Raw genomic sequence first — 22,813 nt, forward strand, 5'->3', positions numbered from 1 at the left:
GGAGGGTGAGTCTGTTCGCCTTCGCCCCGTCCCGAGGGCCCCGGTGGCCGCTCGCCACCCAGGCCGCGTTGGCCATCTCCGTGCCGATCGCGGTCATGACGCTCGCAGGCCACCCGGCGTGGGGCTACGTCGCGGCGTCCGGCGCGTTCACGATCCTCTACGCCGGATCCTACGCGGCCGCAGAGCGTGCTCGGGTGCTGCCGTTCGCGGCGCTCGGGCTGCTGGCTTCGGCGGCGGCCGGTGTCCTGCTCGCCGGCGATCAGGTGCGTGTGAGCATCGGTGTCGTCGTGGTCGCGATCGTCAGCGGCGCGCTCGCGTTCGGCTTCCGCCTGGGCCCGCCGGGGCCGCTGTTCTTCGTGCTCCTCTACGGCCTCTCCGCGCATGTCGTCGCCGACGGCGCGATCGCAGCCGGCATCTACCTCGCCGCCCTGGCGTCCGGGCTCGCGTTCTCCCTGGCCATCGCCCTGAGCCCGCTCGTGCTGCGGCGGCACCGCGACACGCCAGCCCGACCGCTGCGCGAGCTCCTTCCCGGCCCGGCTCTCGACGCGGATGCCCGCATGCTCCTGCTGCGCGTGGTGCTCGTGGCAGTGGTCGGCGTGCTGCTCGGCCTCGCGATCGACCCGGAGCGCACGTACTGGATCGTGGGGTCGGGTGTCGCGGTGATCGGCGTCGCCGCGGTCCGCCGTGCGGCCTTCCAGCGCGGGCTGCATCGCATGCTGGGCACGGTCGTCGGCGCCGGCCTCTTCCTGCTGCTGGCGCTGCTTCACCCCGCGGGGATATGGCTCGCTCTGCTGCTGGGGGCGCTGCAGTTCGCGATCGAGATGGTGGTCGTGCGTCACTACGCGCTCGCGCTCGTCTTCATCACTCCTCTGGTGCTGCTGCTGACGGGGGCTGCGACGGGGACGATCGGCTCGCTCGACGTCGTCGGCGAGCGGATCGTCGACACGCTGGTCGGCGCGGCGCTGGGCGCCGCCTCGGGCGTGCTGCATCCGCGGGCGACCGCACGCGAGGCCTGATGCTCGGCGGACTCTTTCTGCACACGGAGTGCTCGAACGTCGGTTCTCCACATGTGCTGTGTTGGAGGGACGCGGAGACATCCGGCCCTTGGCAGCATGGACGTCGACCCCGACAATAGGGGATGTTCGCATTGACCGAGCCGCAGATCTGGACGATGATCGGGGTCTTCACAGCCGCCATGTTCGGCATGATGACGCTCGTGTCCACGCTCTTCATCCGGGTGGTGCGAACGGAGATCGGCAGCCTGCGCACCGAGATGGTCTCCCGCTTCGAGACCGTCGACGTGCGCATCGACGGCCTCGACCGCGACGTCCAGGCTCTCGTGAAACACACCTTCGGTCTGGACAGGGAGTGACCGTGGCGCGCGACCGGTCGATCGACGACTACCACGCGGGCTTGGCCCCGGAGGATCGCGAGATCGCCGAGATCCTCGCTCGAGAGATCGAGCGAGGGCTGCCGGAAGCGATGGGCAAGGTATGGCACGCGCATCCGGTCTGGTTCCTCGACGGCAACCCGATCGTCGGGTACAGCCGCCTGAAAGACGCCATGCGCCTGATGTTCTGGAGCGGCCAGTCGTTCCCGGTGGCCGGGCTCTCGGCATCCGGCACGTTCCGGGCCGCAGACGTCCGTCTCACCTCGGCGGACGAGATCGACATCGAGCGCCTGGCCCAGTGGCTGGCGGCTTCCCGCGACATCCAGTGGGACTACGAGCACATCCGCACGAACCGCGGTCTGGTCCCGCGGACGGCCTTCTGATCGCTGACCTCCACTCGGCGCCCGCGCGCGACGATGCAGGGAACATCGCACGGCGGCCGGAGGTTGCACCCTGAGTCAGGGAACGGCCGATGCCCCGGGAGGGATGCACATGGAGTTGACACTCGTCTCCTCGTCGTTCTGCGGTGCCTGCGCCCGCACCCGTGCCGTGCTCCATGACGCCGCGCGGTTCCTCCCCGACGCCACGGTGACCGAGATCGACGTCGCCCGCGACCCGGATGCGGCCGAGGTGCTCGACATCCGAGCCACCCCGACCGTCCTCATCCGCGACGCCGAGGGCGCTCTGGTCTTCCGTGCCGAGGGCGTGCCCACCGTCCCGCAGGTGCTCACCGCGGCCGTGCGCGCGCTGCCCGCCTGAGCTGCCGCGCCCGCAGCTGTGCCTCTTGCGGCGGGGTGATCGCGCGGGCACACTGTGTGTGCCTCAACACCCGCGGCACATTCTCACTCAGGAGCAGTCATGGCGAACCTCAACCCGTACCTGTCGTTCCGCACCGAAGCTCGCGAAGCGATGCACTTCTACCGCGACGTGCTCGGCGGCGATCTCGACGTCAGCACGTTCGGCGAGTACCCCGACATGGTCCAGGATCCCGATCAGCAGGACCTCGTGATGCACTCCCAGCTCACGACGCCCGACGGACTCGTGCTGATGGCTTCCGACACCCCCACCGGCATGACCTACGAGAAGCCCGCGGGCATCTCGGTCTCCCTGAGCGGCAACACCCAGGCGCGCACCCAGGAGGTGTGGGACCGCCTGGTCGAGGGCGGCACGATCGTCATGCCGCTGGACACCCCGCCGTGGGGCGGGACGTTCGGCATGCTCGTCGACCGGTTCGGCATCGCCTGGATGCTCCACGGCGACCCCGAGGACTGACCCCGGGCGCGATCAGCGCAGCGCGTTCGCCTCGATGAAGGCGCGGAGCGCCTGCTCGTCGTCGGCCATCTCGGTGACGTGCTGCGGAGCGCCGAGCATGTCGCGCAGCTCCTTCGAGTAGTCGAGCTGCACGCCGATCGCCTCGTCGATGGTCTCGGCGAACTTGTGCGGCTTGGCGGTCTCCAGCACGAGCATCGGGACGCCGTCCTCGAGGTGCTGACGCGCCACCTTGACCCCGTCCGCGGTGTGCGGATCGATGATGTCGCCCGTCGCCTCGTAGACCGAACGGATCGTCGCGAGGCGATCCGCGTGCGTCGACGTGCCGCTGAGGATGCCGAACTCCTCCACGAACCGCGGCTGGTCGGCGGCGAAGTCGAAGTAGCCGTTCTCGTCGAGGTCGCGCCAGGCACCGACGACCCGCTCCGGGTCGCGCCCCACGAGCTCGAAGATGAAACGCTCGAGGTTGGACGCCTTCGAAATGTCCATCGAGGGGCTCGACGTCGCCAGCGTCTGGGCTGCGCTGCGCGGGCGGTAGACGCCGGTGCGGAAGAAGTCGTCGAGCACGTTGTTCTCGTTCGCCGCCAGCACGAGGCGGCGGATCGGCAGCCCCATCTGCCGCGCGAAGAAGCCGGAGAGGATGTTGCCGAAGTTCCCCGAGGGTACGGTGAACGACACCTCGACGGGGCCGTCGGCATCCGTCGCCCGCAGCCACGCCCAGAAGTAGTAGACGACCTGCGCGGTGATGCGCGCGAGGTTGATGGAGTTCACGGCGCCGAGGTTCTGCGCGCGCTTGAACTCGAGGTCGCCGGCGAGGTGCTTTACGAGGTTCTGGCAGTCGTCGAACACCCCGTCGACGGCGATGTTGTGGACGTTCTCGTCATCGAGCGAGAACATCTGTGCGCGCTGGAACGGGCTCATCCGGCCCTGCGGGGAGAGCATGAAGATCGCCACGCGGTCCTTGCCGCGCAGCGCGTGCTCGGCCGCCGAGCCGGTGTCTCCGGACGTCGCGCCCAGGATGTTGAGCACAGCGCCCTGGCGCTCCAGCGCGTACTCGAGCACCTGCCCGAGGAACTGCATCGCCATGTCCTTGAACGCCAGGGTCGGCCCCTCCGAGAGGCCGACGAGCGTGAGACCCTCGCCGATCGAGCGCAGCGGCACGACGTCGCCCGGGAAGGGCTCGTACGCCGCCTCGGTCATGCGTGCGAGGTCCTCGCGGGGGATGTCGGTCGCGAACAGACCCAGCACCTCGGTCGCGAGCTGCGGGTAGGTCAGCGCGCGCCAGCGCTCGAGCGTCTCGACATCCACCGTGGGCATCTCCGCGGGAACGGCGAGCCCTCCGTCGGGCGCGAGACCCTCCAACAGCGTCTCGCTGAACGGCTGCGGCTGCATGCCGCCGCGGGTGGAGATGAACTGCACGGGGACTCCTCGGCTCGGGATTCGGCTCGTCCATTGTCGCAGGCCCGCGAGGGGCTCGATGACGGATGACGGATGCCGCCACGACGCCGGCGAGGAGCCAGGACACGCCGCATGCGCCCGGTGGGATGCGGCGTGTCCCGACCCCTCACCGGCATCCACCCCATGAGTTCATCGTTTTCTGTATTGTGAAGGAGTGAGCACCGCGACCCTGACCCATACCGCCGCCCTGGCCCGCTTCGGTCATGCCTTCTCCGACACGACACGCGCCGGCATCCTGCTCGCCCTTCGCGAGGCCGACGCCCATCCGGCCGACCTCGCCGACGCCCTGGGCGTGTCGAGGCAGGCCATGTCGAATCACCTCGCCTGCCTGCGCGGCTGCGGCCTGGTCGAGAGCGTGCGCGACGGCAGGCGCAGCCGCTACCGCCTCACGGATGCGCACCTCGCGGCGGCCCTCGACGAGCTCCTGCGCGTCGTGCTCCTGGTCGAGCCCGACTGCTGCGGCGGCGAGGGGTGCACCTGCTGATGGCGACGACCCTCGCGCCCGCCCGTCGCGCCACCCTCCACCGCCGCATCCGTCTGATCGTCGGCATCACCATCGCGTACAACGTGGTCGAAGCGATCGTCGCGATCACGGCGGGCTCGCTCGCCTCGTCCGCGGCGCTCCTCGGCTTCGGTCTGGACTCCACGATCGAGGTGCTGTCGGCCGCGGCGGTGGCGTGGCAGTTCACCCGCCGCGATCCCGAGCGGTGGGAGAAGCCGACCCTTCGGGTGATCGCGGTCGCCTTCTTCCTGCTGGCGGCCTATGTCGCCTCGACGTCCGTCCTCGCCCTGTTCTCGACGGAGCGGCCCGCGCACAGCACCGTCGGGATCGTGCTGACCGCCGTCAGCGTGCTCGTGATGCCGTTCCTGTCTTTCGCGGAGCGCCGGGCCGGACGCGAGATCGGCTCCGCGACCGCGGTCGCCGACTCGACGCAGACGCTCATCTGCACATACCTGTCGGCCGCCGTCCTGCTCGGGCTCGTCCTCAACAGCCTCTTCGGGTGGTGGTGGGCGGATGCCGTCGCCGGCCTCGTGATCGCGGCATTCGCCGTGCGCGAGGGCTGGGAGGCGTGGCAGGGTGATGCCTGCGCGACCTCGGTCGGCATGATCCTCGAGGACGAGCACCGGGACTGAGCCGAGGGACTCGGATCGTCAGAGGTCAGGACACGCCGCAGGCACCCGGGGGGATGCGGCGTGTCCTGGCCCCTCGCGCGGGCCGAGGGGGCGTCGTCAGAGCAGATCGGCGACGAGCGCCTCGATGCGCGCCCGGATCTCATCGCGGATGGGACGGACGGCCTCGATCCCCTGTCCGGCGGGATCGTCGAGCGTCCAGTCCTCGTAGCGCTTGCCGGGGAAGAACGGGCACGCGTCGCCGCACCCCATTGTGATGACGACGTCGGATGCCTGCACGGCGTCGGTCGTCAGCACCTTCGGCTGCTCGCCGGCGATGTCGATGCCGACCTCGGCCATCGCCGCGACGGCGACGGGGTTGATGGCGTCTCCGGGCATCGACCCTGCGGACCGCACCTCGATGCGCCCGCCGCCCAGCTCCCGCAGGAACCCGGCGGCCATCTGCGAGCGTCCGGCATTGTGCACGCAGACGAAGAGGACGGAGGGCTTCTCGGCGGGGGCGGTCACGACTCCAGCCTAGGCGTCAGATCCAGCCGCGCTCCTCCGCGAGCAGCACGGCCTGCTGCCGGGTCGCCACCGACAGCTTGCCGAGGATCGCGGACACGTGGTTGCGGACCGTTCCCGGGGCGAGGGACAGGGTGCGCGCGATCTGCCCCGTGGTCTCGCCGCGACGGCCCGCCCGGAGCACGTCGAGCTCGCGATCCGTGAGCGGGGAGCGCTCGTCGCTGAGGGCGTCGGCAGCGACCTCGGGGTCGACGTACCGTCCACCCGCCGCCACCTTGCGGATCACCGCGGCCACCTCGTCGGCGCCGCGCGACTTCGGCAGGAAACCCGAGACGCCGGACGCGAGGGCCCGACGCAGCACTCCCGGCCGGGCGTGACGGGTGACGACGACGCAGCGGGTGGCGATGCGGCGCTGCAGACGCTCCGCGACCTCCACGCCGTCGAGTCCCGGCATCTCGAGGTCGAGCAGGCAGACATCGGGCAGCACGCGCAGCGCCTCGGCCACCGCCTGCTCGCCGTCCGCGCATTCGGCGACCACGTCGATGTCGTCCTCGAGGCGGAGCAGGGCGGCGAGCGCGGAGCGGATCATCCCCTCGTCATCCGCGAGAAGCACCCGGATCACCGCGCCCCCTCCGCGTCGGGCACGACCGCGGTGACGACGAACTCGCCCCCGTCGCGGCGTACGTCGAACGAGCCGCCGGCCTCCCCCACGCGGCGCGCCATGCCCTCGAGGCCGGAGCCCTCGGCATCCGTCGTCGCCTGCGGTGAGACGTCGTTCGCGATCTCGTACCTCCACCCGCCGGGCTCGCGTCGCAACGACAGCCGCGCGTGGTGTCCGCCGCCGTGGCGCAACGCGTTCGTGGTCGTCTCGCGCACGACGGGACCGAGGGCGGATGCCGGTGCGGCGCCGGCGTCGGGGGCGATGTCGGTGGTCACGTCGAGGCCTGCTGCGCGGAGGAGGTCGCGGGCGTTCGCCAGCTCGTCGCCCAGCGGCACGGACCGGAACTTCGTCGCGAGGTCGCGCGTGCCCTGCCGCGCATCGTCGACGCTCGCCCTGGCCGCCCGCAGCTGCTCCATGCCCGCGTCGGCATCGGACGGCATGAGTCGCTCGGCGAGTTCCAGCTGCAGCGCGATGACCTGCAGATGGTGCCCCTGCAGGTCGTGCACGTCGGTCGCCACGCGCAGGCGCTCCTGCGTCGCGGCCAGCCGGGCCTCGGAGGCCCGGGCGCGATCGAGGGTCATGAGCACGTCCCACCACCACAGCGTGCTCACCGTCATGACCGGCAGCAGCGCGGTGTACAGGATGGGCACCCACCAGATGCCGCCGTCGGCGCCCTGCGCGTCGATGAACCCGAGCACCATCATCACCAGCACGGCGGCGATGGTGACCCGGTAGCGCAGGCCCGCGGGCCAGTTCAGCAGGGCCAGCGACTGGACGATCGGCATGACCCCGAGCTGCCAGCTGCCCACCAGCGTCCCGGCGGCGACGCCGAAGGCCACGGCGACGGCGAGCGGCACGAGGATGCTGCGCCACGCCACCCCCGGAGCGGCGTCGTGCCGATGGCGGTAGTCGCGCAGCAGAAGCACCGTCGAGGCGCACCAGAGGAGGCCGCCGACCGCGACGACGACTCCGGGCGTGATCGTGCCGGGGACCGCGAAGGCGAGGATCGTCCAGAACAGCACGAGCATGGCCTCGAGGAAGACCACGCCGCTCGCCGTGTACCACCAGGTGGCGACGACGCCGCGCGCGAGCTGGCGCGAGCCGGGGACGGAGTCTGCGGAAGCGGTCACCTCCCCACCCTACGGCCGTGACAGATGTCACCCCTCGGGCGTGCGCACCGCCCGGATGCCGGTGACACGGCGGCACTTCTGCGGGCGCTCGGCACCGGCTGGACTGGAGTCATCGCAGCGGAGAGCCCGCCGCCGTCACCGTCAGGAGTCCCCCATGAACCTCGTCGAGACCTTCCAGGACCTCGTCGCCCAGGTGCCCGATCTCGTCCAGCCGCTCATCGTCGCCCTCGCGGGCGCCATCCCGTTCATCGAAGGCGAGGGCGCGGCCGCGATCGGCATCATCGGCGGCATCCACCCGGTCGTCGCGGCGATCGCGGGGATCGTCGGCAACTTCGCCTGCGTCGCCGTTCTCGTGCTCGCCAGCTCCGGTGCCCGCAAGGCCATCGTCGACCGCACTCGTGCCCGCCAGCTGGCCGGAGCCGACGGCGCGGTCGTCGTCGAGGACGCTCCGGTCGACGATCGGCGCACCGCCCGCCGGCAGAAGTTCCAGCGCGCCTTCGAGCGGTACGGGGTGCCCGGGGTGAGCCTGCTCGGCCCCCTGCTGCTCCCGACCCACTTCACCGCGACCATGCTCGCGGCCTCGGGCATCGGCAAGGGGCGGATCCTGATCTGGCAGGCGGTCGCCATCATCGGCTGGACGACCCTGCTGACCCTGATCGTCGGCGGCGCCGTCTACGTCATCCGCTGAGCCGCGCGGGAGCCGTCGGCGGCGGGACCGGGGTCAGGCCTCGTCCCACCGCCGCTCGGCCACGTAGGCCAGACGGCGGAGCGTCTCGCTGTTGCGCCACTTCAGCATCGGGTCGATGAGGAAGCTCGGGATGAGGGTCGCGGGTCCGGTCGCCGGATGCTCGATGATGCGCACCTCGCAGCCGTCCTCCCGGGTGGCCGCCTCGATCGTGACCCGGGCCTCGCCGATCGGCCAGCCTCGGGCCTGCAGCACCGCGCGCCGCGGCGGATCCCACTCGAGCACGCTGGTCGAGTCGTCGATCAGCACCGGCCACACGCCGAAGGAGTGGTGCAGCTTCGACCCGGCGGCGGGCCAGTTCTCGTCGACCTCCCGCATGCGCGACGCCCCGACCACCCAGACCGGGTAGAGCCATCCGTCCGCGAGCACGCGGAAGACCGACTCGCGGTCGCATGCCATCCGTCGTCGATTCTCGGCCATGCCGCCTCCTGTCACCGTCGCTTCCGCGAAGTCCGATCGAAGCGCGATTGTCGCAGGCGCTCCGCCGAAACGAAACCCCCTGGCGAACATTCCCTCGGCGGCGCTGGATGGGTGTCCACCCACCCGCAGATCAGAGAGGTAGGAAACATGTACTTCCACCGGCAAGAACTGCAGTTCAAGGCGACACCGGAGAAGCCGGATGCCGTGTACGCACGGAAGCTACAGGAGGTGCTCGGCGGTCAGTACGGGGAGATCTCCGTCGCCATGCAGTACCAGTTCCAGGCATGGAACATGCACATCCCCGGCAAGTACCGCGACCTCGTCTTCGGCATCGGGGCCGAGGAGATGGGGCACGTCGAGATGCTCGCGGTGATGATCGCGCAGCTGCTCGAGAAGTCGCCGTTGGGAATCACCGAGGAGGCCGTGCAGGACGACCCGACGGTCGCCGCCGTCATCGGCGGCACGGACGTGCAGCACGGGATCGTGGCCGGTGCCGGCGCACGCCCCGTCGACAGCAACGGCAACCCGTGGCAGGGCTCGTACATCACCGCCAGCGGCAACCTGCTGGCGGACTTCACGGCCAACGCGAACGCCGAGATGCAGGGCCGGGTGCAGGTGGCCCGGCTGTACCACATGACCGACGACCACGGCATCCGGGACATGCTCGCCTTCCTGCTGGCGCGCGACACGATGCACCAGAACCAGTGGCTGCGCGCGGTCGAGGAGCTCAAGGAGTCGGGAGCCGAGGAGCTGCCCACGCCGAGCAACTTCCCGCTCAACAAGGAGCACCGCGAGGTGTCGTATCAGTACCTGAACTTCAGCGACGGCGCGGCCGCCGCGGAGGGCTCCTGGGCATCCGGTCCGACCCCCGACGGCAAGGGCGAGTTCACCTACCACGACGGCCCCACCACCTCGGCGGCGTACCCGCCGCCCACGCACCCCGACTCCCGCTTCTACGGGACGACGGAGCTGCCGAACGTCGTCGAGAAGGTGGCCGGCGCCGCACAGGACGCGTTCAACAAGGAATGACCGCGTGAGTCTGATCTCGAGGCAGGGGGGCGCAGCCGGCAGACCGGGTCACCGGCGCCGGCTGCGCCCGCTCGACGCGCAGGTGGCCGTCGTCACCGGGGCGTCGCGCGGAATCGGTCGCGAGGTCGCGGTGCGGCTGGCCGCCCGGGGCGCGCGCGTGGTCGCCCTCGCCCGTGACGAGGTGGGTCTCGCCGAGACGTTGCGGCGCATCGAGGAGGCAGGCGGCACCGCACGATCGCTCGTCGTGGACGTCACGGATGCCGACGCCATGCGCACCGCTGTGGCGCAGGTCGAGGAGTGGTTCGGGCGCATCGACACGTGGGTGGGCAACGCCGGCGTGCTCTTGTACGCGTCGTTCGAGGCGACACGGCCGGAGGAGTTCCGCGACGTCCTCGAGGTCAACGTCCTCGGCCAGATCCACGGCATCCAGGCGGCCCTTCCGGCTCTGCGTCGAGCGGGCGGCGGGGCGCTCATCGTCGTCTCCTCGGTCGAGGCCGCGGTGGCGCTGCCCCTCCACAGCGCGTACGCGGCATCCAAGCACGCGCTGGAGGGCGCGCTCGACGGTCTCCGCCGGGAGCTGGGCGACGACCACGCGCGCATCAGCATCACCTCCGTGCGGCCCGCCGTGATCGACACCCCGATCTACCGCCACGCCCGCAACCGCATGCCGTGGGTCCCGAAGGCCCCGCCGCCGTACTACGCTTCCGCGGTGGTGGCCGACGCGGTGGAGTTCGCCGCCACCCATCCGGTGCGGATCATCCATGCGGGCGGCGGCGGACGGATGCTGGTCGCCCTGCAGCGGATCGCGCCCGGCGCGGTCGACGCCGTGCTGCGACGCCTGGGTCCCGGCATCATGCACACCGACGAGCCCGACCACTCGGGCGGCGGGGACCTGCGCAACACCCGCGGCGACGACGGGGTCGACGGCGGCCTCCCCCGCCCCGGCCGGCGTGTCAGCGTGTACACCTGGCTGGCGACGCATCCGCGTTCGCGGCGCTCGCTGCAGGCGGCGTCGATGTTCGCGACGGCCGCGCTGCTGCGGCGGCACCGCTGACGCCGGGCGCTCAGCGTCCGGTCGGCTGGAAGCCCTCGCTCTGCGTGCCCTCGTCGGCGACGCGGATGCCCCACCGGTACGCGAGCTTGCCGCCGAGATACCCCGACGCGCCGGTGATCAGGAACGCGACCACGCTGATCACGAAGGCGGCGACGTTCGGCTCGTCGGCACCGGCGGTCCACCGCACGAGGAGGCTGACGGCGAACAGCGCGGTCGCGGTCAGGTTGAGAGCCATGTGCACCAGCGCGGTCTTGCGGGCGACGGTGCCGCGCGCGATCTGCGTGAAGTCCATGAACCCGAGCGTCGCCGCGAGCACCGCCCCCACGAGCCCGATGCCGACCAGCAGGGCGGCGCCCATCGCGAAGGCGGACTCGTCGGTGGCGAAAGCCACGATGTCGAAGACCAGGCTCGCCGTCCAGGCCCCGATCGGGATCGTGATCGCCACGGGGTGGAACGGGTGCCCGTAGGGCCCCGCGATGAGGGATCGAGGATGCTTGGCCCGCGCGATGCGCTGTTCAGTGGTCATGTTGCGACCGTAGGGCCGGGCGTGGAGGCTCAGAAGGGACTTGACAGCCCGGTCCGCAGCCGGGTCGGCCGAGCGGCGGGCGCCGGAGCCCCGGGCACCTGACAGAATGGGGGCGTGCATCCGACCCGAAGGCCCGCCGTCCTGCGCGGGTTCGCGGCGTCGTCCGTGGCGGTCTTCGCCGCTCTGGCCGGTCACGTCACGGCGGGTGGCCCGATGCCCGGCCCCCTCGGCATCCTCGTGCCCTGGATGCTGTCGTTCATGTTGTGCGTGCTCCTCGCCGGGCGGAGGCTGTCGGTGATCCGGCTGAGCCTGTCGGTCGCGGTGAGCCAGTTCCTCTTCCACCTGCTGTTCGTGCTCGGCACGATCACGCCCTCGGGCGCACCCGCCCCCCACGTGCACGGCGCCCCTCTCGTGCTTCCCGCGTCCAGCCCGGTGCCGGAGTCCGTCGTCGCCGACGGCACCATGTGGCTCGGGCACCTCCTGGCCGCGGTCGTGACGATCGCCGCCCTGCACCGCGGCGAGCGCCTCCTGCTCGGCCTGCGCGACCTCGCTCAGCAGAGCGTGCGCTGGCTGCAGCGCCGTGTCGCCGCCGTCACGGTCTCCCCCCGTCCGCTCTCGCGCACGACCCGGGCGCTTGTCGCCGACGCGGTCGAGCTGCGGAGCGCGCTCCTGCTCTCCCCCCTTCGCGGTCGCGCCCCACCCCTCTCCCCTGCGGTCTGATCCACGCCGTCCGGGCTCGTCAGCCCGACGGTGATCCTGCTCGCGCCGGCGATCCGCCGTCCCGGGCATCCGAACGCACATGCGGCGCCGACCACGGCGCCCGTCGAGAGGTCTGTCATCCATGTCCCCTGTCCGCAGATTCGCGGTCGGGATGGCGGTGGCGGTCGTCGCGGTCCTCGCGACGGCTGTTCCGGCATCCGCCCACGATTCCCTCGTCCACAGCACACCCGCGGCCGATGAACGCCTGGCGTCCGCACCCGAGAGCGTCGTCCTGACGTACTCCGGCGAACTGCTGGTGCTCGGCGAATCGACCCAGGGCGCGGTCGTTCTCGTGATCGACGCCGACGGCCGCGACTGGGCGACCGGCGAGGTCGCGGTGACCGGCAACACCGTCACCGCGGCTCTCGAGCCGGGCATGCCCGACGCGGGCTACCAGGTGCGTTGGCAGGTCGTGTCGGAGGACGGGCACCCGATCTCGGGCGTCGTCCCCTTCACGATCGGTGACGGAGAGCCCCTCGCCGCCGTGCAGGCTCCGACCGACGACGGGGCTCCGTCGTACGCGCCGGAGGCCTCGAATCAGACCGCAGACGACACCGACGGCGGCCTGCGTGTGCTGCTCGTCGGCGGCGCGGGCGCGGCGGTCGCCGTCGTCGCCTTCGTCCTGTATCGAATCCTCCGCCGTCCGAAGACGGCTCCCGCCGCGTCCGGCGATGCCGCGGATCAACTGTGAAAGGCACGTCCATGAACACCACCACCCTGAAGTCCCTCCCCCGTCTCGCCGCGCTGCTCGCGGTGAGCGCCCTCGCCCTGACCGGATGCGCCGCCACGGCGGCTCCCGCCGAGACGGTACCGGCCGGCGACTCCGTCACGATCGCGGACGCGTGGGTCAAGGCGACCGACGAAGACATGTCCGCCGCCTTCGGCACGCTCTCCAACGACAGCGACCAGGACGTCACGATCGTGTCGGCCGAGACGGACGCGGCCGGCACGATCGAGCTGCACGAGACCGTCGAGAACGAGGCGGGCGAGATGGTCATGCGCGAGATCGAGGGAGGGTTCTCCATCCCCGCCGACGGCACGCTGCTGCTCGAGCCCGGGGCCGACCACATCATGCTGATGGGTCTGACCGGCGCGCTCACCGCGGGCGATGAGGTCACGGTCACGCTCACGTTCTCGGACGACTCGACGTACGAGTTCTCGGCACCGGTGAAGGACTACTCCGGCGCCAACGAGAACTACGAGGGCGACGACGAGCACGAAGGCATGGATCACTGATGCCCTCGCGCGCTGAGGGCGCGCGCTCCGACCGGTCCTCCGGGTCGACCCGGCGGCAGTTCCTCCTCGGAGGGGCTGTCGCCGGGCTCGGCGCGGCTGCGGCGATCGGAGTCGACGTCGCGCTCGACCGGCGGGATGCCGGGCACGACACCGTCCCCTCCACTCCCATGAACGGCGAGGAGACCGTCCCGTTCTTCGGGGCGCATCAGGCCGGCATCGACACCGCGGCGCAGGCGCACGGGCTGTTCCTGGCCCTCGACCTGCTGGACGGCACGGATCGGGAGGGGATCAGCCGGCTCCTGCGCATCCTCACCGACGACGCCGCCCGGCTCACCCAGGGCACGCCCGCGCTCGCGGATTCCGAGCCCGAGCTGGCTCTCGCCCCCGCCCGCCTCACCGTCACCTTCGGCTTCGGGCCTCGCCTCGTCGAACGGGCAGCGGGCACCGGTCCGTCGTGGCTGGCGCCCCTGCCCGCCTTCTCGATCGACCGGCTGCAGCCGGAGTTCTCCGACGGCGACCTGCTCCTGCAGATCGCGGCGGACGATCCGCTCACGGTCGCGCATGCCGCGCGCATGCTCCTGAAGGACGCGAGGAGCTTCACCATTCTCCGCTGGAGCCAGCAGGGGTTCCGCCGCGCCTACGGCAGCGAGCGCCCGGGCACGACCATGCGCAACCTGTTGGGCCAGGTCGACGGCACCGCGAATCCGGAGCCGGGCACCGCGGAATACGACCGGGTCGTGTGGTCGGATGAGGGCTGGCTTACCGGCGGCACCGGGATGGTCGTGCGGCGCATCCGCATGGACCTCGACACGTGGGACCGGCTGGATCGCAGCGGACGCGAGGCGTCGGTCGGGCGCACCCTGGCGAACGGGGCACCGCTCACCGGCACGAAGGAGTTCGACGAGCCGGACTTCGAGGCCACGACGGCCGTGGGCTTCCCGGTCATCCCGCAGTTCGCCCACATGCGGCGGACGCGCGGCGACGACGGGGAGAAGATCTTCCGCCGGGCGTACAACTACGACGAGCGGCCCACCGGCGCGAGCGTCTCGGAGTCCGGTCTGATCTTCGTCTCGTTCCAGGCCGACGTCGACCGTCAGTTCACGCCCATGCAGCAACGCCTCTCCGACCTCGACCTGCTCAACGAGTGGACGACCCCGATCGGGTCGGCGGTGTTCGCGATCCCGCCCGGGTGCTCCGAGGGCGGGTTCATCGGCGAGACGTTGCTGACGGGAGCCGCCTCGTGATGTCGACCACCACGTCACCCGCACCGGAGACGGCGGTGAACGGCTTCCCCCGGCGTCGACCTCGCTGGTTCGTCGAGCTCCTGCGGCGGCTCCACTTCTACGCCGGTCTGCTGGTGGGACCGTTCATCCTCGTCGCGGCGATCAGCGGTGCGCTGTATGCGCTGACCCCGACGCTGGAGCAGGCCGTGTACGCGCACGAGCTACATGCGCCGGTGTCGGACTCGCAGCTCTCCCTCGCCGACCAGATCGCGATCGCCGAGGAGCATATCGACGGCGAGGCGACGCTCTCGGCCGTGCGCCCCGCCCCCGAGCCGGGCGACACCTCGCGCATCCTTTTCGCGCAGGAGGGACTCGGGCCGAGCAAGTCGCGCGCCGTGTTCATCGATCCGGGAACCGGCGAGATCCGCGGCGATCTGACCGTGTACGGCACCAGCGGCGCGCTGCCGCTGCGCACCTGGATCGACCAGCTGCATCGCAACCTGCACCTCGGCGAGTTCGGCCGCACTTACAGCGAGCTCGCGGCATCCTGGCTCGGGATCGTGGCGCTCGCCGGGCTGGTGCTCTGGATCGCCCGCATCCGCACGGCGCGCGCGAAGAAGGACCTCCTCCGACCGAATCCGGCGCACACCGGGTACCGACGGGTGTTCGGACGGCACGCCTCGGTCGGGATCTGGGTGGTGCTCGGGGCACTGTTCCTCTCGGCCACGGGCATCACGTGGTCGCAGTACGGAGGCACGAACGTCTCGAACCTCCGAACGGCACTCGACTGGACCACGCCCGCGCTCGATACGACGCTCGACGGCGGATCGGATGCCGCGGCCGACGAGCACGCCGGGCATCACGGTGCCTCATCGGCCCCGACCGGGGCGGCGAACCCGGCGACCTTCGATGCGGTGCTCGCGATCGCGCAGCGCGCCAACGTCGACACGGGCCTGGTCGAGATCACGCCCCCGGCCACGCCCGGCGCGGCCTGGACGGTGCGCGAGATCAAGGCGTCCTTCCCGACCCAGGTCGACTCGGTCGCGATCGACGGGACGACCCTGCACCTCGTCGACCGGGTGGACTTCGCCGACTACTCGCTGCCCGCCAAGCTCGCCCGGTGGGGCATCGACCTGCATATGGGGGTCATGTTCGGGCTCGTGAACCAGATCGTGCTGTTCCTCATCGCCGCGGCCATCGCCGCCATGGTGGTGCTGGGGTACGCGATGTGGTGGAAGCGGCGACCCCCGCGGCCGCCGCGACGGTTCGGCGGCACGCCTCCGCCGCGCGGGGTGCTGCGCGACGCGCCGTGGTGGGGCCTGCTCGCGGTGGCGGCATCCGGGGTGCTCATCGGCGTCTGGCTGCCCCTCGTCGGCTGGACCCTCGTGGGCTTCCTCGTCGTCGATGTCGTCGTGGGTCTGGTCTCGCGGCACCGCGCCCGAGAGTAGCCCGGACGCAGCGAACCGCCCCACCGCGTCGGGCGGGGCGGTTCGTCCAGCGGGATCAGATCACGGCTTCGGACTCGGCCTCGGCGCGCGGGGTCACCCGCACGCGGGCGATGCGACGACGGTCGAGCTCGGCGACCTGGATGGTCGCGCCGGGGACGTCGACGGTGTCGCCGACGACCGCCAGCCGACCGAGCTGCTCGGTGATGAAGCCGGCGATCGTGTCGGACGATCCGCGCGGAAGCTCGAGGCCGGTCGCCTCCTCGAAGTCCTGCAGGTTGAGGCGCCCGTCGATCCCTCCGCCCGGCGCGTCGATCTCGGCCGTGTCGTACTCGTCGAAGATCTCGCCCACGACCTCCTCCACCAGGTCCTCGAGCGTGACGAGACCGTCGGTCCCGCCGTACTCGTCCACCACGACCGCGATGTGATGCCCGTCGGCCCGCATGCGGGTCAGCGTCGGCAGCACGCGCGCGGTCGACGGGATGTACGGGATGGCGCGGATCAGACCCTCGACGGGACGCTCGGGATCCGCCGCCGCCGCTTCGAAGAGGTCGCGCACGTGCACGAAGCCCGTGATGTCGTCGATCGACTTGTCCGATACGGGGTAGCGCGAGAACGGGAGGTCGCGCGCCTGGGCGATCGCCTCGGCGACGGTGGCGGTCTGGTCGAGCGCCACGACCTCGGGCCGTGGGCGCATGACCTCGCTGACCTGGCGGCCGCGCAACGACAGGACGTCGTCGAGGATGCGTCGCTCGTCGTCGGGCAGCCCCTGGTGGGACGCCACGATGTCGCGCACCTCCTCGTCGCTGAGCTCTTCCCCGGTCTTGTCGGGATCACCGCCGAGCACGCGCACGAGCGCGTTGGTCGACACCGACAGCAGCCAGATCACCGGCCGCATGACGATCGCGAACCCGTTGAGAGCCGGTGCGACGGCGTAGGCGAACTGCGCATTGCGCTGGATCGCGAGCCGTTTCGGCACCAGCTCGCCCAGCACCAGCGAGAGGTACGCGATCACCAGGGTGAGCACGATGGTCGCGATCGTCAGCGAGATCCCGGGGTCCATGCCCCACGACTCGAACAGCGGAGCGACCGAGGGGGCGATCGATGTCGCGCCGTAGGCCGCCGAGGCGAACCCCGCCACGGTCACGCCGATCTGCACGGCCGAGAGGAAGGTGTTGGGGTTGCGGGCGAGCGACGCGACCTTCGCGCCTCGCCGGCCCCGCTGCCCGATCGCGTTGATCTGGCTCTCGCGCAGCGTCACGAGCGCCATCTCCGTCGCGGCGAAGACACCGCCGATCAGCACGAACGCGAAGACGAGGGCGATGTTCCAGAGCAGGTCGCCCATCAGCGGGCCACCTCGCTCATCGTGGGGTGCGCGCCCGGGATGACCCGGGCGCTCGTACTGTCAGAATCCGATGACGGGTCAGAACAGCGCGACGCGCTCAAGAGTGCTCCTTCTTGTCGATGATGGGGGTGGTGTCGGTCGGGGAAGAGACGGATGCCGGGTCGCGACGCGTCTTGACGAGGCTCGCGACGGTGGCGACCGCGATGGTCGCGGCGATGAAGAGCAGCGAGAACCAGATCGGGATCTCGGGAGCCCACAGCACGGGCTCGCCGCCGTTGACGAACGGCAGCTCGTTGACGTGCAGGGCGTGGAAGACGAGCTTCACGCCGATGAACGCGAGGATCACCGCAAGCCCCTGGGCGAGGTAGACCAGGCGCTCGAGCAGTCCGCCGATGAGGAAGTACAGCTGCCGGAGGCCCATGAGGGCGAAGGCGTTCGCGGTGAAAACGATATAGGCCTCGTCGGTCAGACCGTAGATGGCGGGGATCGAGTCGACGGCGAAGACCAGGTCGACGAACCCGATCGCGATGATCGTGAGCAGCATCGGCGTCACGAACCGCTTGCCGTTCTTGACCACCGTGAGCTTGTCGCCGTTGTACTCGTTGCTCACCGGCAGGTGCCGGCGCACGAAGGTCATGAACTTCCCGTCGGCGGGGTTGCTGTCGTGATTGCTGAACGCCTGGCGATAGGCCAGGAAGAGCAGCAGCGCGCCGAAGATGTAGAAGATCCAGGAGAAGTTCTCGATCAGCGTCGCGCCGACGGCGATGAAGATGCCGCGCAGGATCAGCGCGATCACGATGCCGATCATCAGCACCTTCTGCTGGTACTTCTTCGGCACCGCGAACCCGGTCATCACGATGAGGAACACGAAGAGGTTGTCGATCGACAGGGCCTTCTCGGTCAGATAGCCGGCGAAGTACTCGCCCCCGAACGTCCAGCCCGAGAAGACGCCGATGCCGACGCCGAACAGCAGCGCGAGGCTGATGTAGAAGATCGACCACCGGGCCGACTCCCCGATGGTGGGCTCGTGCGGCGTGCGCACGTGCGCGAAGAACTCGTAGACGAAGAACCCGATCGTGACGGCGATCGTGATGGCCCAGATGAGGGGGGTGATTTCCAATGGAGACTCCAGACTCGGCGTATGCAGAAGCAGCGCCAAAGTCTTCCCCATTCCCGATCGGGAACCGGTGGACCGGGATGCGACCGCATCCGTAATGACGAACCCACCGTGTCGGAGTACTCCCCTTGGTGACTCCAGTCTACGGGATGCCGACCGTGCTCTTCGACCGCCCGCCGTGAGCGGTCAGCGACCGAGGCCGACGCGATCGACCTTGCGGTGGTACCGCATGCCGGCGAGTCCGCCCAGGATGGCGCCGACGAGCGTGACGATCGCGGCGCCGACGGCGGTGAGGATGCCGGTGAGCGTCGCCGTCTCGGGGGTGACCGGGATGCGCGGGAAGCCCTGCAGGCTGCCCAGGATGTCCCACTGCGAGCCGGCGATCGCCGTGACGATCGCGACGACGACGGCGACCGCGACCGCCCAGATCCAGACGGCGATGCCCTGCTTGGCTCCGCTGAATCGCGCCATGCGCCCGGCGACGTATCCGCCGGCGAAGTATGACACGAGCAGCACCAGCCCGATGACGATCACGGCGAGCACGCCGACCGTGCCGAGGGCCGAATCCGCGACCTCTTCCGGTGTGGTGTCGTTGCTCGCGCCGACCGCGGCGCCGATCGCCCCGACGAGCGCCGTGAGGAGCACGGTCGTGCCCATCGCGGTGAGCCAGCCGAAGAACGCGGAGCCGAACTTGAATCCGCCGAACTCCGCCTTCTCACGGCGGTGCACGTCGTCGCGGAGGGTCGCGGGTTCGTCCCGGACCGCCGCGGGTGTCTCCCGCACCAGTGCGGGGCGGGTGTCGGTCTCAGAGGCGGGGGTGCCCGCTCCACGGACCGTACGGGGCTCTGGTTCGCGGTTGATCTCGTTCATGAGGCTGAAGCTAGAGGCGTGCACCTTCGCGACGAAGGTGGTTGTCCTGCCTCCCACATGCGCGTATGGTGCTGGGAACTCTGCGCGGTGCTCCGCGCACCGCCTCAGGCGACCTCGACGATCCCGCGTTCGAGCGCTTCGCGCGCGACGACCTTGTACCCCTGGTCCTCGAAGAACACCGTCATGCGGTCGGACTCGACGCTCACGACCGTCCCGGCGCCCCACTCCACGTGCTGCACCGCATCGTCGGGGTGGAGCGCGTCGTCGGACGGGGCGGATGCCGGGGCGTCCGCGTCGCCCTCGTCGCGGCCGAGGGCATCGCAGCGGTCGCAGGCGCCGCACGCCTCGGGGGCATCGACGCCGAAGTACTCGAGGAGCGCGATCCGGCGGCACCGCACGGCCTCGGCGTACGAGCGCATGACGGCGATGCGGGATTCGCGGATGCGCTGCTGCGCGTCCTCGTGCGCTCGGACGGCCTCGATCACCTCGTCCCGATGACGGCCGTCCAGGGCCTGGAAGCCCTTCGCGGTGGAGGTCGCGGCCCCGGCGGCCACGATCGCCCCGAGCACGCGGGAGGTCACCCGGGCGCTCAGGCCCGCGGCGGCACCGACGGCGTTCGCCCGCATCCGGCCCTCGCGGCCCAGCGCTTCCCACACGGCCGACACCTCGGAGGGCTTCGTGTGCCCGCCGGCGAAGAACGACCGCACCGAGAAGTCCTCGGGGCGGTAGTGGAGCACGGCGCGGGCGGGCTCGCCGTCGCGCGCCGCACGACCGATCTCCTGCGCGTAGGAGTCGAGCGACTCGGTGACGTCGGCATGGGTGACGAGGCGGACGTCGGCCTTGTCGATCCCCATGCCGAAGGCCGAGGTCGCGACCACGACGTCGAGCCGCCCCTCCTGCCAGTCCTCGTGCACGGCGTCGCGGGCCTTCGCGCTCATCCCTCCGTGGTACGCGGCCGTGCGCCGCCCGCGCTCGGCGAGCTCGTTGGCGTACGTCTCGGTCTCGCGGCGGGTCGCGACGTACACGAGCGTCGGACCCGGCTCGGCGACGACCTCCTCGACGACCGCCTTGCGCTTGGCGCCGTCGCTCTCGTGGCGGGTGACGGCGAGGTGGATCTCGGGACGGTCCATCCCGCGGATCTCGAGATGCGGGTCGCGCATCCCGAGCTTCTCGACGATGTCGGCCCGCACGGGCGACGACGCGGTCGCGGTCAGCGCGAGGATCGGCGGATGCCCGAGAGCGGATGCCGCGTCGCCGATGCGCGCGTAGTCCGGGCGGAAGTCGTGGCCCCAGGCCGAGACGCAATGCGCCTCGTCCACGACCAGAAGCCGCACATCCGCTCGGATCAGCCGCTCCATCACCTCGGCGCGCGCGAACTGCTCGGGCGCGAGGAACACGTAGACGGGATCGCCGCTCTCGATCGCCGCCCACGCCGCTCGCTCGGCCTTCGCCGAGGAGCGGGAGTTGAGCGCGACCGCCGCCGGGGCGTCGGGGGCGGCGTCGATGGAGAGCACCTGATCGCGCTGCAGCGCGAGGAGCGGCGAGACGACGAGCGTCACCCCGCCGAGCTCGAGACCCGCGATCTGGTAGACCGCGGACTTCCCCGCCCCGGTCGGGAACACCACGAGCGTGTCCCGCCCGCCGACCACCGAGGCGATCGCCTCGCCCTGCCCCGGGAGCAGCGTGTCCCAGCCGAACGCCTCGCGCGCGGTCCGTCGGGTCTCGGCGAGGGTCGGGGCAGTGCTCACGGGGTGTCCTTCGGGTCGTGCGGGTGGAGGTTCCAGTCAAACCCCGCGCGCCGGATGCGCTGACGGGCTTGACCCGACCAGCGGTCCGCGATACGTCGCGGCGATCGAACCGGCCCCGCGACGGATACGCTGGTCGTATGCCTCTCCGCTCGGCCGCCGGCTCGCTGCGCGCACCGCTCGCGCTGCGTTCCGCGACGCCGATGCGGCGGTGGATGCGAGTCGTGCTGCACCCCGGCACGAACGGATGGACCAGTGTCTGGGGCACGCTGTCGCACGGCGAGATCGCGGGCTGTCCCCCGCCACGCGCCTAGACCGCGCCTCGATCGGGGCGCTGGTCTCCTGCGCCATCCATCCCTTCGACCGCGTGAGGTCTTCTCGTGTCCACTCCGTCCCTTCGTTCCCGTGTCCGCCGCGCTCCCCATGAGATCTGGCGCGGCATCCGATCCAACGCCCGCAGCGACGTGCTCGGCGGTTCTCTCCTCCTCGCCGCCACGCTGGCGGCCCTGATCCTCGCGAACAGTCCCGCAGCGGGCTGGTACGAGACCGTGCGTGACGCCACCTTCGGCATCCCGGAACTCCACCTCGACCTCAGCGTGGGGGCATGGGCCGCCGACGGCCTGTTGGCGATCTTCTTCTTCGTGGTGGGACTCGAGCTGAAGGAGGAGTTCGTCACCGGCCGACTGCGCAATCCGCGTCAGGCGGCCCTGCCGATCGTCGCCGCAGTCGGGGGTGTGATCGTCCCGGCGGTCCTCTTCGTGCTCATCAACCTCGGCAGCGGGGCCGACGCACTGCACGGCTGGGCCATCCCGACCGCGACGGACATCGCCTTCGCGGTCGCCGTGATCGCCGTCGTCGGAAGGTTCCTTCCCGCCTCCCTCCGCGTCTTCCTCCTGACGCTGGCCATCATCGACGACCTCATCGCCATCACGATCATCGCCACGTTCTACACCGAGGCGATCAGTCTCCCCTGGCTCGCCCTCGCCCTGCTGCCCCTGGCCGGATTCGCGCTGCTCGTGCAGAAGGGCGTCCGCGCGTGGTGGCTTCTGCTGCCGCTGGCGATCGCCGTCTGGGTCTGTATCCATGCCGCCGGCATCCACGCCACCGTCGCCGGCGTGCTGCTCGGCTTCGTCGTCCCCGTCGTACCGACGCGGTCCGCTCGCGTCCGCGTCGGTGAGGACGCGAGCGGCGAGCCGGTCTACGACGGGCTGGCCCCGCACTTCGCCGACCGATGGGGTGTGGTCGCGACGCTGTTCGCCGTGCCGGTGTTCGCGTTCTTCGCCGCGGGGGTCACCATCGGCGGAATGGACGGGCTCACGTCCGCCCTCTCCGATCCCCTCACGATCGGGATCATCGTCGGACTCGTGGCCGGCAAGCCCATCGGCATCCTCGCCACCACGTACCTCGTCAGCCGCATCCCGACTCTGCGTCTCGACCCGACCCTGCGGTGGCCCGATCTGACCGGCATGGCCTTCCTGGCCGGAATCGGCTTCACGGTGTCGCTCCTCGTCGGCGAGCTCGCCTACGGATCGAGCTCCGTGGCGGACGAGCACGTCAAGATCGGCGTCCTGATCGGCTCCCTGGTCGCGGCGCTGCTCGGCGGATCCCTGCTCGCGCGGCGCAACGCGCGCGCCCGCCGCGGAGCATCTGTCCGATCTCATGAAAGTTGACCGGAACTGAGACAGGGATCCCTTGCAATCCTGCGGATTCCGAAGTCCGCAAAACGGAGATCTAGTCTCATTGAAGTTGTCAGAAT

The 22,813-nt window shown here is 70.8% G+C and carries 27 protein-coding genes; 17 read left to right on the top strand and 10 right to left on the bottom strand.

Annotation, left to right across the window (positions count from 1 at the left end; translation table 11 throughout):
- Positions 1–5: 5 nt before the first annotated feature.
- The 5 genes from AB3M82_RS04980 to AB3M82_RS05000 all read left to right on the top strand — a co-directional run bounded on the left by AB3M82_RS04980 (position 6) and on the right by AB3M82_RS05000 (position 2,662).
- A complete protein-coding gene (locus tag AB3M82_RS04980; RefSeq protein WP_412955970.1) occupies positions 6–1,016 on the top strand; it encodes an FUSC family protein in 1,011 nt (336 codons plus the stop codon).
- A 122-nt stretch (positions 1,017–1,138) separates the two neighbouring features.
- A complete protein-coding gene (locus AB3M82_RS04985) occupies positions 1,139–1,372 on the top strand; it encodes a hypothetical protein (protein WP_412955972.1) in 234 nt (77 codons plus the stop codon).
- Between the two features lie 2 nt (positions 1,373–1,374).
- Positions 1,375–1,773 carry a hypothetical protein gene (locus AB3M82_RS04990; protein WP_412955973.1) on the top strand — a complete coding sequence of 133 codons (399 nt, stop codon included), beginning with the start codon at positions 1,375–1,377 and terminating at the stop codon, positions 1,771–1,773.
- Between the two features lie 109 nt (positions 1,774–1,882).
- Positions 1,883–2,149 (top strand): glutaredoxin family protein, encoded by a 267-nt coding sequence (locus tag AB3M82_RS04995; protein WP_412955974.1) that lies wholly within the window; start codon positions 1,883–1,885, stop codon positions 2,147–2,149.
- Between the two features lie 99 nt (positions 2,150–2,248).
- Positions 2,249–2,662: a VOC family protein gene (locus tag AB3M82_RS05000; RefSeq protein ID WP_412955975.1), complete on the top strand. Its 414-nt coding sequence runs from the start codon at positions 2,249–2,251 to the stop codon at positions 2,660–2,662.
- Positions 2,663–2,674: 12 nt separating this feature from the next.
- Here AB3M82_RS05000 and thrC read toward each other — a convergent pair whose 3' ends face one another.
- Positions 2,675–4,078, bottom strand: coding sequence for a threonine synthase (gene thrC, locus AB3M82_RS05005; RefSeq protein WP_412955976.1), 1,404 nt, complete (start codon positions 4,076–4,078; stop codon positions 2,675–2,677).
- Between the two features lie 193 nt (positions 4,079–4,271).
- On the opposite strand from thrC, the gene AB3M82_RS05010 reads away from it, so the two are divergent.
- Positions 4,272–4,601, top strand: coding sequence for an ArsR/SmtB family transcription factor (locus AB3M82_RS05010; protein ID WP_412955977.1), 330 nt, complete (start codon positions 4,272–4,274; stop codon positions 4,599–4,601).
- Entirely contained in the window at positions 4,601–5,251 is a 651-nt protein-coding gene (locus tag AB3M82_RS05015; protein WP_412955978.1) for a cation diffusion facilitator family transporter, read from the top strand. The genes AB3M82_RS05010 and AB3M82_RS05015 overlap by 1 nt, the downstream gene beginning before the upstream one ends.
- Positions 5,252–5,347: 96 nt before the next feature.
- Here the strand turns inward: AB3M82_RS05015 and AB3M82_RS05020 are convergent, their stop codons facing one another.
- The 3 genes from AB3M82_RS05020 to AB3M82_RS05030 are packed head-to-tail and all read right to left on the bottom strand — an operon-like array spanning position 5,348 to position 7,543.
- Positions 5,348–5,755 (bottom strand): arsenate reductase ArsC, encoded by a 408-nt coding sequence (locus tag AB3M82_RS05020; RefSeq protein WP_412955980.1) that lies wholly within the window; start codon positions 5,753–5,755, stop codon positions 5,348–5,350.
- Between the two features lie 16 nt (positions 5,756–5,771).
- Complete coding sequence (locus AB3M82_RS05025) at positions 5,772–6,374, bottom strand: response regulator (protein WP_412955982.1); 603 nt, start codon at positions 6,372–6,374, stop codon at positions 5,772–5,774.
- On the bottom strand, positions 6,371–7,543 hold the full coding sequence (locus tag AB3M82_RS05030) for a sensor histidine kinase (protein WP_412955983.1): 1,173 nt from the start codon (positions 7,541–7,543) through the stop codon (positions 6,371–6,373). Before AB3M82_RS05030 ends, AB3M82_RS05025 begins: the two co-directional genes overlap by 4 nt.
- A gap of 154 nt (positions 7,544–7,697) precedes the next feature.
- Here AB3M82_RS05030 and AB3M82_RS05035 point away from each other — a divergent pair, with 154 nt between their 5' ends.
- Positions 7,698–8,231 (top strand): small multidrug efflux protein, encoded by a 534-nt coding sequence (locus tag AB3M82_RS05035; RefSeq protein WP_412955984.1) that lies wholly within the window; start codon positions 7,698–7,700, stop codon positions 8,229–8,231.
- 33 nt (positions 8,232–8,264) lie between these two features.
- Here AB3M82_RS05035 and AB3M82_RS05040 read toward each other — a convergent pair whose 3' ends face one another.
- A complete protein-coding gene (locus tag AB3M82_RS05040; RefSeq protein ID WP_412955985.1) occupies positions 8,265–8,708 on the bottom strand; it encodes an SRPBCC family protein in 444 nt (147 codons plus the stop codon).
- Positions 8,709–8,855: 147 nt separating this feature from the next.
- On the opposite strand from AB3M82_RS05040, the gene AB3M82_RS05045 reads away from it, so the two are divergent.
- Both AB3M82_RS05045 and AB3M82_RS05050 read left to right on the top strand, forming a co-directional pair.
- Entirely contained in the window at positions 8,856–9,737 is an 882-nt protein-coding gene (locus tag AB3M82_RS05045) for a manganese catalase (protein WP_412955986.1), read from the top strand.
- 4 nt (positions 9,738–9,741) lie between these two features.
- The gene (locus tag AB3M82_RS05050; RefSeq protein ID WP_412955988.1) at positions 9,742–10,791 is read left to right on the top strand and encodes an SDR family oxidoreductase; all 1,050 of its coding nucleotides are present in this window, start codon (positions 9,742–9,744) and stop codon (positions 10,789–10,791) included.
- A gap of 10 nt (positions 10,792–10,801) precedes the next feature.
- Here the strand turns inward: AB3M82_RS05050 and AB3M82_RS05055 are convergent, their stop codons facing one another.
- Complete coding sequence (locus AB3M82_RS05055; protein WP_412955990.1) at positions 10,802–11,317, bottom strand: DUF2231 domain-containing protein; 516 nt, start codon at positions 11,315–11,317, stop codon at positions 10,802–10,804.
- Positions 11,318–11,431: 114 nt separating this feature from the next.
- Between AB3M82_RS05055 and AB3M82_RS05060 the strand changes: the two genes are divergently transcribed.
- The 5 genes from AB3M82_RS05060 to AB3M82_RS05080 all read left to right on the top strand — a co-directional run bounded on the left by AB3M82_RS05060 (position 11,432) and on the right by AB3M82_RS05080 (position 15,983).
- Positions 11,432–12,037: a hypothetical protein gene (locus tag AB3M82_RS05060; RefSeq protein ID WP_412955991.1), complete on the top strand. Its 606-nt coding sequence runs from the start codon at positions 11,432–11,434 to the stop codon at positions 12,035–12,037.
- 121 nt (positions 12,038–12,158) lie between these two features.
- Positions 12,159–12,767: a copper resistance CopC family protein gene (locus AB3M82_RS05065; RefSeq protein WP_412955992.1), complete on the top strand. Its 609-nt coding sequence runs from the start codon at positions 12,159–12,161 to the stop codon at positions 12,765–12,767.
- An 11-nt stretch (positions 12,768–12,778) separates the two neighbouring features.
- A complete protein-coding gene (locus tag AB3M82_RS05070) occupies positions 12,779–13,312 on the top strand; it encodes a copper chaperone PCu(A)C (protein ID WP_412955993.1) in 534 nt (177 codons plus the stop codon).
- Entirely contained in the window at positions 13,312–14,556 is a 1,245-nt protein-coding gene (locus tag AB3M82_RS05075; protein WP_412955994.1) for a Dyp-type peroxidase, read from the top strand. The genes AB3M82_RS05070 and AB3M82_RS05075 overlap by 1 nt, the downstream gene beginning before the upstream one ends.
- Positions 14,556–15,983, top strand: a complete 1,428-nt coding sequence (locus tag AB3M82_RS05080; RefSeq protein ID WP_412955995.1) for a PepSY-associated TM helix domain-containing protein — start codon at positions 14,556–14,558, stop codon at positions 15,981–15,983. The genes AB3M82_RS05075 and AB3M82_RS05080 overlap by 1 nt, the downstream gene beginning before the upstream one ends.
- 55 nt (positions 15,984–16,038) lie before the next feature.
- Here the strand turns inward: AB3M82_RS05080 and AB3M82_RS05085 are convergent, their stop codons facing one another.
- From AB3M82_RS05085 to AB3M82_RS05100, 4 genes are all read right to left on the bottom strand, one after another.
- Positions 16,039–17,325 (bottom strand): hemolysin family protein, encoded by a 1,287-nt coding sequence (locus AB3M82_RS05085; RefSeq protein ID WP_412955996.1) that lies wholly within the window; start codon positions 17,323–17,325, stop codon positions 16,039–16,041.
- A gap of 97 nt (positions 17,326–17,422) precedes the next feature.
- On the bottom strand, positions 17,423–18,445 hold the full coding sequence (locus AB3M82_RS05090) for a TerC family protein (protein ID WP_412955998.1): 1,023 nt from the start codon (positions 18,443–18,445) through the stop codon (positions 17,423–17,425).
- Positions 18,446–18,628: 183 nt separating this feature from the next.
- Complete coding sequence (locus tag AB3M82_RS05095) at positions 18,629–19,312, bottom strand: hypothetical protein (protein ID WP_412956000.1); 684 nt, start codon at positions 19,310–19,312, stop codon at positions 18,629–18,631.
- 104 nt (positions 19,313–19,416) lie between these two features.
- Positions 19,417–21,060: a RecQ family ATP-dependent DNA helicase gene (locus AB3M82_RS05100; RefSeq protein ID WP_412956002.1), complete on the bottom strand. Its 1,644-nt coding sequence runs from the start codon at positions 21,058–21,060 to the stop codon at positions 19,417–19,419.
- A gap of 137 nt (positions 21,061–21,197) precedes the next feature.
- On the opposite strand from AB3M82_RS05100, the gene AB3M82_RS05105 reads away from it, so the two are divergent.
- Positions 21,198–21,371 carry a hypothetical protein gene (locus tag AB3M82_RS05105; RefSeq protein ID WP_412956004.1) on the top strand — a complete coding sequence of 58 codons (174 nt, stop codon included), beginning with the start codon at positions 21,198–21,200 and terminating at the stop codon, positions 21,369–21,371.
- A gap of 66 nt (positions 21,372–21,437) precedes the next feature.
- Positions 21,438–22,727 (top strand): Na+/H+ antiporter NhaA, encoded by a 1,290-nt coding sequence (gene nhaA / locus AB3M82_RS05110; protein ID WP_412956006.1) that lies wholly within the window; start codon positions 21,438–21,440, stop codon positions 22,725–22,727.
- The last annotated feature ends 86 nt before the right edge of the window (positions 22,728–22,813 follow it).

It is taken from the genome of Microbacterium californiense (genome assembly GCF_047246625.1).
Lineage (GTDB): Bacteria > Actinomycetota > Actinomycetes > Actinomycetales > Microbacteriaceae > Microbacterium.

Excerpts from the sequence above, each read along its gene's own strand:
- AB3M82_RS05035 (WP_412955984.1), top strand. The coding sequence starts at position 7,698 with ATGAACCTCGTCGAGACCTTCCAGGACCTCGTCGCCCAGGTGCCCGAT.
- AB3M82_RS05075 (WP_412955994.1), top strand. The coding sequence starts at position 13,312 with ATGCCCTCGCGCGCTGAGGGCGCGCGCTCCGACCGGTCCTCCGGGTCG.
- AB3M82_RS05080 (WP_412955995.1), top strand. The coding sequence starts at position 14,556 with ATGTCGACCACCACGTCACCCGCACCGGAGACGGCGGTGAACGGCTTC.
- AB3M82_RS05000 (WP_412955975.1), top strand. The coding sequence starts at position 2,249 with ATGGCGAACCTCAACCCGTACCTGTCGTTCCGCACCGAAGCTCGCGAA.
- AB3M82_RS05065 (WP_412955992.1), top strand. The coding sequence starts at position 12,159 with ATGTCCCCTGTCCGCAGATTCGCGGTCGGGATGGCGGTGGCGGTCGTC.
- AB3M82_RS05105 (WP_412956004.1), top strand. The coding sequence starts at position 21,198 with ATGCCTCTCCGCTCGGCCGCCGGCTCGCTGCGCGCACCGCTCGCGCTG.
- AB3M82_RS05055 (WP_412955990.1), bottom strand. The coding sequence starts at position 11,317 with ATGACCACTGAACAGCGCATCGCGCGGGCCAAGCATCCTCGATCCCTC.
- AB3M82_RS05085 (WP_412955996.1), bottom strand. The coding sequence starts at position 17,325 with ATGGGCGACCTGCTCTGGAACATCGCCCTCGTCTTCGCGTTCGTGCTG.
- AB3M82_RS05040 (WP_412955985.1), bottom strand. The coding sequence starts at position 8,708 with ATGGCCGAGAATCGACGACGGATGGCATGCGACCGCGAGTCGGTCTTC.
- AB3M82_RS04995 (WP_412955974.1), top strand. The coding sequence starts at position 1,883 with ATGGAGTTGACACTCGTCTCCTCGTCGTTCTGCGGTGCCTGCGCCCGC.
- AB3M82_RS05070 (WP_412955993.1), top strand. The coding sequence starts at position 12,779 with ATGAACACCACCACCCTGAAGTCCCTCCCCCGTCTCGCCGCGCTGCTC.
- AB3M82_RS05095 (WP_412956000.1), bottom strand. The coding sequence starts at position 19,312 with ATGAACGAGATCAACCGCGAACCAGAGCCCCGTACGGTCCGTGGAGCG.
- AB3M82_RS05045 (WP_412955986.1), top strand. The coding sequence starts at position 8,856 with ATGTACTTCCACCGGCAAGAACTGCAGTTCAAGGCGACACCGGAGAAG.
- AB3M82_RS05015 (WP_412955978.1), top strand. The coding sequence starts at position 4,601 with ATGGCGACGACCCTCGCGCCCGCCCGTCGCGCCACCCTCCACCGCCGC.
- AB3M82_RS04985 (WP_412955972.1), top strand. The coding sequence starts at position 1,139 with ATGTTCGCATTGACCGAGCCGCAGATCTGGACGATGATCGGGGTCTTC.